Raw genomic sequence first — 12,790 nt, forward strand, 5'->3', positions numbered from 1 at the left:
TGAGGCGTCCTTTCATGACCTTCGTCCTCTGCACGCTGCCCGATGCCGGCCCTACGCTATGGTTGCGGTTCTAAGCTGTCGAGGCTGCAGCCGGATCCTCCCCCCGCAAATTAGACGTTAGCCGGACGTTTATCGAATCGCACGTCTTGCGGTAGCCCAAGGCCTCGATAACTGCTCTGACATCGTCCGATGAAGTTTGCTTCCGTGGGTGGTCCGATTTCATGTAGCCGGGGGCAACGTCAAGCACTTATGCGCCAGTCCTTTCACGGACGCGCCAAGCGTGTAGGCCAGTCATACCAGAAGACGATGGAAACTGTGGACTCATCCGAATAAAGTACGCAAGCCCCAAGTCAACATTTGGCTGCGCGAGGCCGGCACTTGAGACAGACACGGGATGAGCAAACACGGAGATTCCATGAATGGCAACATCTGCTTAAAGATGGTCCAGCTCCAAGCAGCGGCCCATGCCAATGAACAAGACGCGACATTGTGGCGCTGGTTCTCAGATCAGATGGAGGAGCAGACTATGAACTGCGAACGCAAAAAGGGGGACTGGATCATTTGCGTGGCCGGTCGCGAGCTGGCGCGTGACCCGTCTTTCGACCTGGCGGTTCGCGCCGCTCACCTCCTTTGCCGCGCACTGAGAGCCTTGTAGACGAGCCGGTGACAATGCACGCGCCGTTGTTCGTGATCGCCGCCGCCGACACCCGGCACACCATCGCCGCCGACCCGGAGCACATCCGGCGCACATCAGCGCCCCGCGTGTGTTGCAAATAGGGACAAGCACTCCCACACCATTCGCACGGTATCTCCCCCAGCGCGGATCTGTCGCCTGAGGGCGACCGAAGGACAGCATGCCACCGCGGCCTGTTCCTGCGGTAAGGGGCCTTCCCACTGCTCTGCGGTCTCTACTTCGACGCTCTCGACGCGGCGCATCGCCGGTGGTCGGTTGCACTTCCTCGGTGGCTACTCTGGCCATCCTCCCGTCTTCACGCAGTGCCTTGCCATTCATGGTGACCTGAAGGAGTGCTCCCTATTCTTCGCGCGATGTCGGTCGGTCGCGCGGCGATTTTCAACAAACGGCTGCTCACCCAGCGACCTGAACAAGGTACGCACTTACAAGACGATGACGCTCGGGGCCGCGGAAATATGTGGCGCTTCTTCCAAGGGCGATGGACCCACTAGGCCAGAGTTCTCTCGCGTCTCGACGAGCGATATTCAATTATTTTGAATAACTATGGCAGTGACAGTCCGCTCTCTGGGACCTGGCAATCGGTATAGTTCTGCACATGGACAGCATGGCTGCGCAAATAAGCGAATCTGCGCCGCCAGACAAAACTCAAATCGCTGGATCAAATTTTTTGGATAGAAATCATGTGGAAAGCCAAATTTCAGGTCGACTGCACGCCAAAGGCCATCTGGGGCTTGGACTACGCCTACACGATGGTCCACAAGGCCGCGCAACGTACTGCAACCACACACGAGTCGATTGCGCCCGTGCATGCGCCGGTGATCGAGAACTAAACACCTCCAGTCTGCGCCGAAAGCTTTCTGTAGTTTTCGGCGCTATACAACCTTCGACTGCAACGCCGCCACGGCTCACTGAAAAATGACACACGACAAGAAGATCGCCACGAAGTGGGAAATGGCGGCGTTTGCATTCCTTACCGGCTTTAATGCACACGCCCACACGTCTTCGTCACTGGGCGTTGTCTCTGGCACGCTCGCCGTTTGCGCGCTGATTGCGCGGGCCATGCATAGCTGGGCAGAACAGCCCGCTAACGCGAGCGCCGCGCTCTTGTAAAAAAGCACAGTCCTACGGCGCCACTTTCATCCGCCAAAACCCTGCTTCCCGCACGTTTCCCATGGACACCCCATTTCATCAGTTTTCTGACCTGTTCGCCCAGCTCGGCTTGCCATCCAACAAAACGGACATCCTTGCGTTCGTTGCGGAGCATTCGCCGCTACCGCAAGACATCAATCTTTGGGAGGCGCCATTCTGGACGCCGGCCCAGGCAGCCTTGCTGCGCGACGAATTTGACGAGGATGCAGACTGGGCACAGGCCGTGGACCAATTGAATCTTGCGTTGCGCACACCTGCTTGAGAGAGCGCTGCTGGAGACCTGCTCCGATTCCCGACTGAGGACACTAGGCAAGCGAACCACAAAGAGACCTCTGGAAGGCGAAAAACAGAGGGAAGCTCATTGGGGGGTATTCCTGGTTCGGTGTTCGGTTTGGAAAGGTGGCGCTCAGGCTCGCCGCACCACCATGCACGTAGCCGTGGCGGTCGCCAGCAGTTGGCCGTCCTGCCAGAGCTGTCCGACCACGTTGCAGACGTTGCGGCCGCGCCGCTCCAACCACGCCTGCCCTTGCAGCGGCCCCGGCTGGCCGGGCCGGAGATAGGAAAGGTTGAGGTTCAGCGTCGCACAGGCCTCGCCGTCGGCCAGCGTGGCGGTGACAAGCATGGCGGTCACGTCGTCGAGCATCGCGCCGAGCATGCCGCCCTGCACCTGTCCGGCAGGGTTCAGGAAGGTGTCCTTCGCCAGGTAGGCGGCTTCGAGCGTGCCCGCTTCCGTGTCGACGGCGCGGACCTCGCCGCCAAGCAGGCCACAGATGGCCGGTGGGGGCACCTCGCCGCGGCGCATGCGGGTGAAGTAGTTGTCGGGGGTCATGTCGGTTTCAGTGTCCGGTAAAGCGCGGCGCCCGCTTCTCGCGCCACGCCAGCGCGCCTTCGCGCAGGTCGTCCGAGGCATCGGCGCGGGCGATGTCGCTCGCCAGCTCGTCAGCATCGAGCATGCCGCGCGCGATGCGGTTCATGTGCTTCTTCATGCCGAGCAGTGCCAGCGGCGCCATGCCGGCCAACGTGTCGCTGACTTCGCGCACACGCGAGCGCAGCACGTCGACGCTCGCTTCGAGGCCATCGAGATAGCCGATGCGCAGCATGGCGTCGGCGTCGAAGCGCTCGGCCAGCAGCATCACGCGCCTGGCCGCGGCCAGCCCCAGCCGCATGACGTAGCGTTCCAGTCCGCCGCGGTAGAACAGCAGGCCGAGGCGGGCCGCCGGCACGTGCATGTCGACTGCAGGCGCGCCGAAACGGAAATCACATGCGAGCGCGAGATCGGTCGCGCCGCCGTAGACGCCACCGTGCAGTACGGCAATCGTCACCGGCCGCGCGTGCTCCACCGCATTGACAAGGGCCTCGAAGCGCTCACCAGCCTCCGGGCCGCCCAGCCGCCCGATATTGAACCCGCTGCAGAAATGGCGGCCCTGCGCCTCGATGCGCAGCACGCGTACCGACAGGTCGGCATTGACGGATGCCAGAAGGGCGCACAGCAGGTCGAGATCCTCCGGCTCCAGCCGGTTGGCCACTTCAGGGCGGCGCAAGGTAATGACGGCGACCGCGCCGTCGATCACCAGTTCGGGCGGGAGTCCCTGAGAGCCCCCCTGCGAGGCGTCGGACATGGCGGTCGCCTCCTGCTCAGTGAAAGCCGTAGATGCGCATGGTCGACTCGCCGGCCGCCACACGCTTCAGGATGGCTGCCTCGGTCGCCTCGCGGTCCTGCGCGCGGGTCACAACGTCGCGGGCCCGCTCGCGCGGCACCACGACCACGCCATCGGCGTCGCCTACGACGAGGTCGCCGGCCGCCACGCGCACATCGTCCATCAGCACCGGCGCGTTGAGCCAGCCGATGGCGCCGTAGTCCTTGCCGGTGCCGCGAATGCACAGGCCGCGTGCGAACACCGGGAAGCCGATCTCCTCCAGCAGCACGCCGTCGCGCACGCAGCCGTCGATGACCAGCCCACCCAGGCCCTTTGCCTTGGCGGCGGTGGTCATGATCTCGCCCCAGTAGCCGTGGTCATGCACGCCGCTGACATGGACCACCAGCACATCGCCCGGCTGCGCCAGCGCGATGGCCCGGTGCAGCCACAGGTTGTCGCCGCCCGGCGAGTGGACCGTCAGGGCCGGCCCGCACAGCCGGAACGCCGGCGCCACCGGCTTGATGGCCGGCGGCAGCACGCCGATCTTGCCGCCTGCCTCGTGCAGCGTGGCCGTGGGCAGCAGGCGTGCCACCGCGACGGTCTGGGCGTCGACCCGTTCGAATGCCTGCACTGTGGTGCTGGCCGCGTCATGTTCGGGCGTCATCATGCCTCCTTAGTCTGCAGCTGGTGGTAACGATGCTGGCGGCGCGCCTCGTCGAGCCGCATGCCGCCGCGCGCGGCGGCACGGATGGCTTCCTCGGCCGCCTCGATCTGTTCGGCGGTGTCCAGCACCGCGGCCTCGTGCTCGCGAGGAATGACCACCACGCCGTCGGCATCGCCGCGCAGGATATCGCCCGGCTGCACGCGCGCGTCGCCGATATTGACCGCCACGTTGGTCGCCTCCACCTGGACGCGGTCCTTGCCGGTGCGCATCCAGTGGTCCTTGCTGAACACGGGGTAGCCGAGCTGGCGGCAGAGGGCGACATCGCGGCACACGCCGTCGATAACGGTACCGGCAATGCCCCGGCGGTGCGCGATCTCCGTGAGGATGTCGCCCCAGACCGTGGCGTTATCGCGCCCCCCATTGTCGAGCACGAGGACGCTGCCCGGCGGCACGTCGTCGATATAGTCGCCCACGGTGCCCGGCGGATTGGATGCCGGGCCGTACTGCAGCGTGTAGGCGCGACCCGCCATGACGAAGCCCTCGCCGCGCGCCTTGATGCGATAGCACTGGCCGGCAATGCCGTGCTTGTCCAGCGCGTCGCTCAGCGTGGCCGTGTCCAGCTTGCCGGCACGCGCGACATTGATGTCCTGTTGTTCGCTCATTTTCTTCAACCTTTCAGCATGTGTTCGTAGTTGCCGCCCATGACTTCCCCGATGGGCGTGCCGCCCTGGATGGCTTTTGCCATCACGGCCTCCTTGCGCACGATGGCCTCCGCCGTTTCCAGCACGCGTGCGATATCGCGCGCGGCGATGAAGATCACGGCGCTGCGGTCCGCGACCACGTAGTCGCCCTCTTCCACCGTCACGGTGCCGATCTGCACCGGGACGTTGGTGCCCTGCTCAACCACGCGACTGCGTGCGGTAAACGCGGTCAGTGCACGGCTGAACACGGGGAAGTCGAAGTCGAGCGCTTCATCGATATCGCGCACCGGACCATCCGCCACGACGCCGGCGACGCCGCGCACCTTGGCCCCCAGCGATAGCAGCCCGCCCCAGCTACCGGCCTCCACGCCGGTGCGCTGCTCGACGACGATGATGTTCTCCGGGCCGGCCTGCTCAATGGCCGTGCAGCCGAGATGGCGCGCCGGTCCGGGCGGCGGCGCGCCGGTGCCGAGCTTGACGGTAATGGCGCGGCCGGCAATGCGCCCGGCACCGGAGCGCTGCGGCAGGCCGGTCACGGTGCCCGGCAGCTGCAGCTTGTCGAGCGCGTCTGACACCGCGCAGCAGTCGAGCCGGCGCAGGCGTTGTACGTAGGATTCAGTCTCACTCATGATCGTTGTATGGTCCGGTTCAGCAGTTCAGTCGAGGGGACGCCAGGCCGCAAAGCACAGCCCGGTCCCGGTCATTGCAGGCGTGCGGTAGCCCGGCACGTAGGAAACCCATTCGAGGTCGAGGTCGCGCACCGCCTCGACGGCGATCAGCCAGTTGCGGATCTCCGAGCTGCCCGCCTGGAGCTGGCGCGGGTCCAGCGATGCGAGGAAGCCGGTGTCCTTCCTGCGAATGGCGTCGATGATCGCGTTATCGAGCTCGGCATCCACCACGAAGTGGCTCAGGCCGCCCGAGGCCAGCACGCCCACGCGCAGGTCTTCGGGATAAGCGGCGATCAGCTCGCGCAGCGCGGCGCCAAGCTGGATGCAGCGGCGCGGCGTGGGCTGGTTGGGCGGGTCGAAGGTGTTGACGATGACGGGCACCACCGGCAGGTCCAGCCCCTGCAGGTAGCGCCGGTGGATGAACGAGAACGCATGGCCTTCGAACTGGCCGCGCTCGAGCCCGTCCATGGCCGTGATGTCGAAGTCGCGGTCGCACAGCTCGCGGATCAGCCAGCGGCCCATGTCGGCGTTGACCGGGTAGTCGCGGTCGGCGTCGGGTTCCTGGCGGGCCATGCGGGCCTTCTTGTACCAGCCGTCGGAAGGGCCTTCTTCGCGCTTCGCATTGCGGATGGTCTCGCCGTAGTAGATGGCGAAGGCAGGATTGTTGGTAGTACGGAACAGTTCGGTCTGGTCGTCCCCGACCACCAGCAGCACGTCAAGGCGGGCGGCGCGGATGCGGTCGCGCAGCTCGTCCATGGCCGTTTCGGCCTGGTCGTAGCGCTCGCCCATGCGCCCGGGCGTCACCATCGACTCGGCATCGGCCGGGGCGACGGCAAGCAGCGCCTCATAGGTGGTCGGGTTGCCGGCCCGGTCGAAATAGTGCGGGTTCTTCGGGTCGACCTGGCGGAAGCCGTGCTGCCAGTCTTCACGCTGGCACACCAGCATGATGCTGTGGGAGGAGCCGAAAGCGGCGACGAGTCTTGCCATGGAAGTGTCCTTGCGTTCAAACAATGTAGGCGGCGCGCAGTTCACCGACCTGCGCTGCGCTGTAGCCAAGCTCGCGCAGGATGTCGTCGGTGTTGGCACCCTGCTCCGGCGCGGGCTGCGGTGGCTGCTCGCGCGGATAGCGCGAGAGGCGCATCGGCTGCCCCACCAGTGCGACGTCGCCAAGCTCGGCGTGCTGCATCGGCCAGGCCACGCCAAGGTGCTTCACCTGCGGATCGGCAAAGACCTGGTCGACGCGGTGGATGGGGCCGCACGGCACGCCGGCCTTCAGCAGCCGCTCGGTCCATTCGGCCGTGGTGCGCGTGCGCAGTGCGGCTTCGATCGCCGCGTTGACCCTGTCGCGGTTGCGCACGCGTTCCGGATCAGAACCCAAGCCGGGTTCGTCGACCAGATGTGGCACCTCCAGCGCCTCGCACAGGCGCTTCCACATGGTCTGGCCGATCGCGGCGATATTCAGGTAGCCGTCACTGGTGGCGAACACGCCCGTGGGCACGGTCAGCGGATGTTCGTTGCCGGTCTGTTCGGGGATCTTGCGGTCTACCAGCCACTGCGCGGCCTGGAAGTCCAGCATGGAGATCTGCGCTTCCAGCAGCGAGGTCTGCACCCACTGCCCTTCGCCCGACGCCTCGCGCTCCAGCAGCGCCGTGAGGATGCCCATCGCGCAGAAGTGGCCTGCGCACAGGTCCGCGAGCGGAATGCCGACGCGCATCGGGCCTTCGCCCGGCTTGCCGGTCACGCTCATCAGCCCGCCCATGCCCTGCGCAATGGAGTCGAAGCCGGGCCAGCCCGCGTAAGGGCCATTCTGGCCGAAGCCGGAAATGCTGGCGTAGATCAGCCGCGGGTTGATCGCGCGCAGAGCGTCCGGACCGATGCCGAGGCGGTGCTTCACGTCGGGGCGGTAGTTCTCGATGAAGACGTCGGCGCGGCTGACCAGTTCATGCAGGATCTTCACGCCCTCCGAGGTCTTCATGTTGAGCGTGAGGCTTTCCTTGTTGCGGTGCAGGTTCTCGTAGTCGGCGCGGTTGTGGTCGCGTCCGCCGATCATGTCGTCGCCGCCGGGTGCGCCCGGCGGGATCTCCAGCTTGATCACGCGCGCGCCCATGTCGGCGAATAGCCGCACCGCGGTGGGACCGGCGCGCACGCGCGAGGCGTCGAGGATGGTGAAGCGGGACAGCGGGCCCTTGCGCTCGCCCGTGCCGTGTTCGTTGTGTCGGGTATCAACCATGGTCGTTGCCTCAGGTCCTTATGCCGGGGTGAACATCGGCACGGCGTAGCCGCCGTCGCTCGGCTTGAACACAACCTTCACGCGTTGGCCGATTTCGATCTCGCGCGGGTCGCAGTCCACCAGGTTGGTCATCATCGTCACGCCTTCCTCCAGCCGGACGTAGGCGAGCGTCCAGGCGCCCTCGCCCTTGCCCATGGTGCTGAACGAGTAGACCGTGCCGAGGCCGCTGGCGTCACGCCATTCGGTGCGGTCAGACTGGCAGTGCGGACAGATGTCGCGCGGGTAGTAGTGCGGTGTGTGGCAGTCCAGGCAGACCTTCAGCAGCAGACGGCCGGCGTCCGCGGCATTCCAGAACGCCTGGGTTTCCGGCAGCGTGCGCGGGGCAGGGATCTTGCGCGGGCCGGCGGGCGGCGCTTTGGCGGCCGCGTTGGCAGGAGTGGCGGGTGTGCTCATGGTGTTCATTCCCTTTCAAGAATCAGCGTGGCCGCGGTATGGCGGGAAGCCAGCGCACCGCCGATGCCGCTGGCCAGCGCCAGGTCGCAGTTGCTGACCTGCACTGCGGGATGCGCCTCGCCGCGCAGCTGGCGCACCGCCTCGATCACCTTGGTGACGCCGCCGCGGTTGGCAGGATGGTTGTTGCAGAGGCCACCGCCATCGGTGTTGAACGGCAGGCGTCCCACGCCGGAAATAAGGCCGCCGTCGGCGACGAACTTGCCGCCCTCGCCCTTCTTGCAGAAGCCCAGGTCTTCGAGCTGCATCAGCACGGTGATGGTGAAGCTGTCGTACAGCGACGCGTACTTGATGTCGGCAGGCGTGACGCCGGCTTCGGCAAACGCGGCCGGGCCCGACCATGCGGCGGCCGACCACGTCAGGTCGATGTTGCCGCCCATGGCGTGCTTGGGCGCTTCGCCTGTACCGCGCACCTTCACCAGCGGACGCTTGAGCTGGCGGGCGATCTCGGGGCGCGCCACGATCAGCGCGCCGCCGCCGTCGCTCATCACGCAGCAGTCGAGGCGGTGCAGCGGGTCGGCGACCATCGGCGAATTGACCACGTCTTCCACCGTCACCACGTTGCGCAGCATGGCGTGCGGGTTGTGCTGCGCGTGATGGGACGCTGCCACCTTGATCCACGCGAGCTGCTCGCTGGTAGTGCCGAACTCGTACATATGGCGTTTCGCCACCATGCCGTAGAGGTTCTGCGTGGCCGGGCCGAACGGCAGCTCGAAGGCCACGTCGGGCGCATCCGGGTCCGGCGCCCGCAGCGCCAGCGCGGCGCCCGCCGCACGGGGGCGTCCCGCCAGCGTGATCAGCGCGACGTTGCAGCGCCCCGCGGCGATGGCCTCGGCGGCGTGCGCCACGTGCAGGATCGGCGCGGAGCCGCCGCACTCGGTCGAGTCCACGTGGCGCGGCTTCAGGCCAAGGTATTCCACGATCGTGGTGCTTCCCAGGCCCGGTGCATCACCGGCGCAGAAGTAGCCGTCGACATCGGCGGCGGTGAGGCCGGCGTCGGCCAGAGCGCCGCGCGCCACTTCGGCATGCAGGCGCGCCACCGACAGGTCATCGGCTTTGCGGGTGGGATGCTCGTACGCCCCCACGATATAGGCGGATCCGTTCAGGGTCATGATGATATGCAGGAGCTAGGGAAAGATGCCTGGTGTGTCGCGGGGCTTCACTGCTCAGGGGTGAAGCCGCTGGCTTTGATGACCGGGCCCCAGTAGGCCAGTTCCTTGCGCTGGAGGCGGTCGAGCTCCGCGGCCGGCCGGAAGTCCGGGTTCAGCGTGGCCCGGGTCTGCAGCGTGGCGCGCACCTCGGGCATGGCAAGCACCTTGGCGAGCGCTGCCTGCATGCGGTCAAGCTCTGCCTTGGGTGTGCGGGCGGGCGCCCAGATACCGGCCCAGGCTTCGCCGCTGTCCACCGGCACCCCCTGCTCGGCCACCGTGGGCACGCCTGGCAGCAGCGGGGAGCGAGCCGCACCGAACACGCCGATGACGCGCACCTTGCCGCCCTTGGCATGGGGCACGATGTCGCCGGCGGTCATGACGGCCGAAGCCAGTTGCCCGCCAAGCAGGTCGGTGATGAGTGGCCCGTTGCCCTTGTAGGGCACCACGTTCATCGGCACGCCGGTGGCCTTGCCGAACTGCAGGCCGGTAAAGTGCGTCTGCCCTCCCAGGCCAGCCGTGCCGAACACCGCCTCCTTGGGATGCGCCTTTGCCCACTCCACGAAGCCTTTCACGTCGGTAACGCCAGTCTGGCTGCTGACGACGAGGGCCAGCGGGTAGGAAATGACCACGGCCACCGGCGCAAGGTCGGTCAGCAAGTCATACCTGAGTGCTGCGGGCGGGTACAGGAGGGTGGGAAAGATGGTCGTGGCATTCGGCGCAACCATGTAGGTCAGGCCGTCCGGGGTGCTGTTCTTCAGCACTCCCGTAGCCAGCCGGCCACCGGCGCCCGGCCGGTTGTCGACGATCACGGTCTGGCCGAGCACGCCCTGAAGCTTCTCGGCCAGCACGCGCGCCACGGTATCCGTCGAACCTCCTGGCGGAAAGCCGACCAGGAACTTGATCGGCGGCTTCTCCTGGGCCTGCGCGCCGCAGGCGAACGCCAGTCCGAGGGCAAGCGCGCCGCAGGCAGACCGGAGGGTGTGGATGAGGGCCATGTCTTTGTCTCCTGTATTTCTTATGTGAATACGCAAGGCGCCGGCGAGTAAACCTTTCACTAGGCCTGCCGGGCAAAACACCCCAGGTGATGCGCGGCGTCGCCGAACAGCTGGTTGATCACCATCAGCCGCTTGGCGTAATGCCCCACGCGGCACTCGTCGGTCATGCCCATGGCGCCATGCATCTGGATGGCCCACTGGCCGACCTGCCGTCCCGCCTGCCCGATTACCACCTTGGCTGCGGACACTAGTCGGCGACGCTGTACCGGATCGCCATCGGCAACAGCCATGGCGGCGACGCACGCCATCGACTTGCACTGTTCGAGCGCGATCAGCATGTCGGCCACGCGATGCTGGAGCACCTGGAACTTCGCCAGTGGCGCGCCGAACTGCTTGCGCGTCTTCAGTTGTTCCGCGGTCAGGTCGAGCAGCGCTTCGAGCGCACCGGTGGCCTCTGCGCACAGCATGGCGCTGGCGCGGTCGGCTGCTGCGACGATCCACGGCAGCGCGCGGCCGGTCTCCCCGATCACCGCACCGGCGTCCACGCGCAGCTCGCGCAGCGTCAGGTGCGCCGCAGCGCGGCCATCGAGCGTCGGGAACGCGCGCACGGCGATGCCGGGCGTGCCGGCCTCGACAAGGAAGAGCGTCACGCCCTGCTCGTCGCAGGCCTCGCCGGAGGTGCGCGCGGCCACGATGTAGGCATCGGCCTGCGCACCGTCGAGCACCAACGTCTTGCTGCCATCGAGCACCCAGCCCTCGCCGTCCTGCCGCGCCAGCGTACTGACACGCGACAGTTCATAGCGGGCGTCGGCCTCGCCGATGGCCAGGGCCAGCCGTGCCTCACCGGCCGCCAGGGCCGGCAGCCACCGCCGGCGCTGCGCGGGCGTGCCCGCCCCGTCAAGCAGTTGCCCGGCCAGCACCACGCTCGACAGCCATGCCCCACCGCCCAAGGCGCGGCCCAGTTCCTGGGCTACCAGCATCATTTCGGTCGGGCCTTGTTCGCTGCCGCCCACGTCGGCCGCCAGGGGCAGCCCGAGCAGGCCAAGGTCGGCCATGGCGGCCCAGCGCGAAGCGGCCTCATCGGCAGTCTCCGCGTCGCCACGGCGATGCGCGGGGTACTCGCCGTCACAGAAGCGGCGCACCGCGTCGCGCAGCGCGATATGTTCGTCGTTCAGAGAGAAATCCATGGTCTCGGTACGGTGTCAGGCCGCGAGGAAGGCCTTGCTGATCAGGTTGCGCTGTACTTCGTTGACGCCGCCGTAGATCGACAGCTTGCGGGCGTCGAGGTAGTTGGCGGCCAGCGCCGACAGTTCGAGCGGGCTGGCGGGATCTTCCAGCTCGCCGCGCAACGCCGCTTCCTCGAACGGCACGGCATGCGGACCCGCCACTTCCACCAGCAGTTCGTAGATGGCCTGGCGCAACTCGGTGCCACGCACTTTGAGCATCGACGCCTCCACCGGCGGCACCCGACTCTGCTGGTTGGGACTGAGCAGGCGCAGTGCGGTGAATTCCAGCGCCAGCAGTTCGATCTCGAACTGCGCCAGGCGCGACTGCAGCACCGGATCGCCGTCCAGCCCTTCGCTGGCCGCCAGGGCCCGGGCCCGCTGCAATTGCTGCTTGCATGAGCCGATGCCCGCGATGCCGGTGCGCTCATGGCCGAGCAGGTACTTGCCGTAGGACCAGCCCTTGTTCAGCTCGCCCACCAGGTTCTCCACCGGCACCCGCACATTGTCGAGGTAGCACTCGTTGAGGTCGGTGCCGCCTTCCAGCATGCGGATGGGACGGACCTCGACGCCGGGGCTGTTCATGTCGATCAGCAGAAACGAAATTCCCTCCTGCGGCTTGGCGGCGTTCGGGTCGGTGCGCACCAGCGCGAACATCATCGAGCACCAGTGCGCGTACGAGGTCCACACCTTGTGGCCGTTGACCACGAAGTGCTTGCCGTCCGGTTCCAGCACGGCGGTGGTCCGCACCGCCGCCAGGTCCGAGCCGGCGCCCGGCTCGGAGAAGCCTTGCGCCCACCACGTATTGCTCTGACGGATGTCGGGCAGGTACCTGGCCTTCTGCTCGGGCGTGCCAAAGGCGATCAGCACCGGCCCCAGCATCTGGATGCCGCTGGCGATAATGCGCGGCGCGCCGGCCAGCATGGTTTCCTCGTCAAAGATATAGCGTTGCACGTGGTTCCAGCCCGGGCCGCCGTGTGCCACCGGCCAGCCCGGCGTGAGCCAGCCGCGCGCTTCGAGGATGCGGAACCAGGTCACGTAGTCGGCATGCTCCAGACGCAGGCCGAGCTCGACCTTGCGCCGGATGTCCGCGGGCAGTTTCGCCTTGACGAAGGCGCGCACCTCCTGGCGGAATGCTTCTTCTGCGGGAGAGAAAGTCAGCTTCATG

Annotated in this window: 15 protein-coding genes and 1 pseudogene; 4 read left to right on the top strand and 12 right to left on the bottom strand. The window is 66.7% G+C overall.

What is annotated here, in order from left to right:
* Positions 1 to 415: 415 nt before the first annotated feature.
* From DN412_RS15425 to DN412_RS15440, 4 genes and pseudogenes are all read left to right on the top strand, one after another.
* Entirely contained in the window at positions 416 to 655 is a 240-nt protein-coding gene (locus tag DN412_RS15425; RefSeq protein ID WP_115212414.1) for a hypothetical protein, read from the top strand.
* Positions 656 to 1,422: 767 nt separating this feature from the next.
* Positions 1,423 to 1,524 (top strand): annotated as a pseudogene (locus DN412_RS15430) (hydrolase); the annotation flags it as partial.
* 85 nt (positions 1,525 to 1,609) lie between these two features.
* A complete protein-coding gene (locus DN412_RS15435) occupies positions 1,610 to 1,804 on the top strand; it encodes a hypothetical protein (RefSeq protein ID WP_115212415.1) in 195 nt (64 codons plus the stop codon).
* A gap of 61 nt (positions 1,805 to 1,865) precedes the next feature.
* Complete coding sequence (locus DN412_RS15440) at positions 1,866 to 2,105, top strand: DUF2789 domain-containing protein (protein ID WP_115212416.1); 240 nt, start codon at positions 1,866 to 1,868, stop codon at positions 2,103 to 2,105.
* A gap of 144 nt (positions 2,106 to 2,249) precedes the next feature.
* On the opposite strand, the gene DN412_RS15445 is transcribed toward DN412_RS15440, so the two are convergent.
* The 12 genes from DN412_RS15445 to DN412_RS15500 are packed head-to-tail and all read right to left on the bottom strand — an operon-like array spanning position 2,250 to position 12,789.
* On the bottom strand, positions 2,250 to 2,672 hold the full coding sequence (locus DN412_RS15445) for a PaaI family thioesterase (RefSeq protein WP_115212417.1): 423 nt from the start codon (positions 2,670 to 2,672) through the stop codon (positions 2,250 to 2,252).
* Positions 2,673 to 2,679: 7 nt separating this feature from the next.
* Entirely contained in the window at positions 2,680 to 3,462 is a 783-nt protein-coding gene (locus DN412_RS15450; RefSeq protein WP_115212418.1) for an enoyl-CoA hydratase/isomerase family protein, read from the bottom strand.
* Between the two features lie 16 nt (positions 3,463 to 3,478).
* Positions 3,479 to 4,147 carry a 4-carboxy-4-hydroxy-2-oxoadipate aldolase/oxaloacetate decarboxylase gene (locus DN412_RS15455; RefSeq protein ID WP_115212419.1) on the bottom strand — a complete coding sequence of 223 codons (669 nt, stop codon included), beginning with the start codon at positions 4,145 to 4,147 and terminating at the stop codon, positions 3,479 to 3,481.
* Positions 4,144 to 4,806, bottom strand: coding sequence for an RraA family protein (locus DN412_RS15460; RefSeq protein WP_115212420.1), 663 nt, complete (start codon positions 4,804 to 4,806; stop codon positions 4,144 to 4,146). Before DN412_RS15460 ends, DN412_RS15455 begins: the two co-directional genes overlap by 4 nt.
* A gap of 5 nt (positions 4,807 to 4,811) precedes the next feature.
* Positions 4,812 to 5,474, bottom strand: a complete 663-nt coding sequence (locus DN412_RS15465) for an RraA family protein (RefSeq protein ID WP_115212421.1) — start codon at positions 5,472 to 5,474, stop codon at positions 4,812 to 4,814.
* A gap of 27 nt (positions 5,475 to 5,501) precedes the next feature.
* Positions 5,502 to 6,500 carry a DODA-type extradiol aromatic ring-opening family dioxygenase gene (locus DN412_RS15470; RefSeq protein ID WP_115212422.1) on the bottom strand — a complete coding sequence of 333 codons (999 nt, stop codon included), beginning with the start codon at positions 6,498 to 6,500 and terminating at the stop codon, positions 5,502 to 5,504.
* A 16-nt stretch (positions 6,501 to 6,516) separates the two neighbouring features.
* Complete coding sequence (locus DN412_RS15475) at positions 6,517 to 7,743, bottom strand: CaiB/BaiF CoA transferase family protein (RefSeq protein ID WP_115212423.1); 1,227 nt, start codon at positions 7,741 to 7,743, stop codon at positions 6,517 to 6,519.
* 18 nt (positions 7,744 to 7,761) lie between these two features.
* Complete coding sequence (locus tag DN412_RS15480; RefSeq protein ID WP_115212451.1) at positions 7,762 to 8,196, bottom strand: Zn-ribbon domain-containing OB-fold protein; 435 nt, start codon at positions 8,194 to 8,196, stop codon at positions 7,762 to 7,764.
* A 5-nt stretch (positions 8,197 to 8,201) separates the two neighbouring features.
* Entirely contained in the window at positions 8,202 to 9,365 is a 1,164-nt protein-coding gene (locus DN412_RS15485; protein WP_115212424.1) for a thiolase domain-containing protein, read from the bottom strand.
* 47 nt (positions 9,366 to 9,412) lie between these two features.
* On the bottom strand, positions 9,413 to 10,399 hold the full coding sequence (locus tag DN412_RS15490) for a Bug family tripartite tricarboxylate transporter substrate binding protein (protein WP_115212425.1): 987 nt from the start codon (positions 10,397 to 10,399) through the stop codon (positions 9,413 to 9,415).
* A 59-nt stretch (positions 10,400 to 10,458) separates the two neighbouring features.
* Positions 10,459 to 11,586, bottom strand: coding sequence for an acyl-CoA dehydrogenase family protein (locus tag DN412_RS15495; RefSeq protein WP_115212426.1), 1,128 nt, complete (start codon positions 11,584 to 11,586; stop codon positions 10,459 to 10,461).
* Between the two features lie 15 nt (positions 11,587 to 11,601).
* Positions 11,602 to 12,789 (bottom strand): acyl-CoA dehydrogenase family protein, encoded by a 1,188-nt coding sequence (locus DN412_RS15500; RefSeq protein ID WP_115212427.1) that lies wholly within the window; start codon positions 12,787 to 12,789, stop codon positions 11,602 to 11,604.
* Position 12,790 lies beyond the last annotated feature (1 nt).

This window comes from Cupriavidus lacunae (assembly GCF_003353055.1).
GTDB lineage: Bacteria > Pseudomonadota > Gammaproteobacteria > Burkholderiales > Burkholderiaceae > Cupriavidus > Cupriavidus lacunae.

What these genes read in the sequence shown, in the direction of transcription:
- DN412_RS15455 (WP_115212419.1), bottom strand. Translation starts at nt 4,147, where the DNA reads ATGATGACGCCCGAACATGACGCGGCCAGCACCACAGTGCAGGCATTC.
- DN412_RS15460 (WP_115212420.1), bottom strand. Translation starts at nt 4,806, where the DNA reads ATGAGCGAACAACAGGACATCAATGTCGCGCGTGCCGGCAAGCTGGAC.
- DN412_RS15450 (WP_115212418.1), bottom strand. Translation starts at nt 3,462, where the DNA reads ATGTCCGACGCCTCGCAGGGGGGCTCTCAGGGACTCCCGCCCGAACTG.
- DN412_RS15475 (WP_115212423.1), bottom strand. Translation starts at nt 7,743, where the DNA reads ATGGTTGATACCCGACACAACGAACACGGCACGGGCGAGCGCAAGGGC.
- DN412_RS15485 (WP_115212424.1), bottom strand. Translation starts at nt 9,365, where the DNA reads ATGACCCTGAACGGATCCGCCTATATCGTGGGGGCGTACGAGCATCCC.
- DN412_RS15425 (WP_115212414.1), top strand. Translation starts at nt 416, where the DNA reads ATGAATGGCAACATCTGCTTAAAGATGGTCCAGCTCCAAGCAGCGGCC.
- DN412_RS15500 (WP_115212427.1), bottom strand. Translation starts at nt 12,789, where the DNA reads ATGAAGCTGACTTTCTCTCCCGCAGAAGAAGCATTCCGCCAGGAGGTG.
- DN412_RS15465 (WP_115212421.1), bottom strand. Translation starts at nt 5,474, where the DNA reads ATGAGTGAGACTGAATCCTACGTACAACGCCTGCGCCGGCTCGACTGC.
- DN412_RS15445 (WP_115212417.1), bottom strand. Translation starts at nt 2,672, where the DNA reads ATGACCCCCGACAACTACTTCACCCGCATGCGCCGCGGCGAGGTGCCC.
- DN412_RS15435 (WP_115212415.1), top strand. Translation starts at nt 1,610, where the DNA reads ATGACACACGACAAGAAGATCGCCACGAAGTGGGAAATGGCGGCGTTT.
- DN412_RS15490 (WP_115212425.1), bottom strand. Translation starts at nt 10,399, where the DNA reads ATGGCCCTCATCCACACCCTCCGGTCTGCCTGCGGCGCGCTTGCCCTC.
- DN412_RS15470 (WP_115212422.1), bottom strand. Translation starts at nt 6,500, where the DNA reads ATGGCAAGACTCGTCGCCGCTTTCGGCTCCTCCCACAGCATCATGCTG.
- DN412_RS15495 (WP_115212426.1), bottom strand. Translation starts at nt 11,586, where the DNA reads ATGGATTTCTCTCTGAACGACGAACATATCGCGCTGCGCGACGCGGTG.
- DN412_RS15480 (WP_115212451.1), bottom strand. Translation starts at nt 8,196, where the DNA reads ATGAGCACACCCGCCACTCCTGCCAACGCGGCCGCCAAAGCGCCGCCC.
- DN412_RS15440 (WP_115212416.1), top strand. Translation starts at nt 1,866, where the DNA reads ATGGACACCCCATTTCATCAGTTTTCTGACCTGTTCGCCCAGCTCGGC.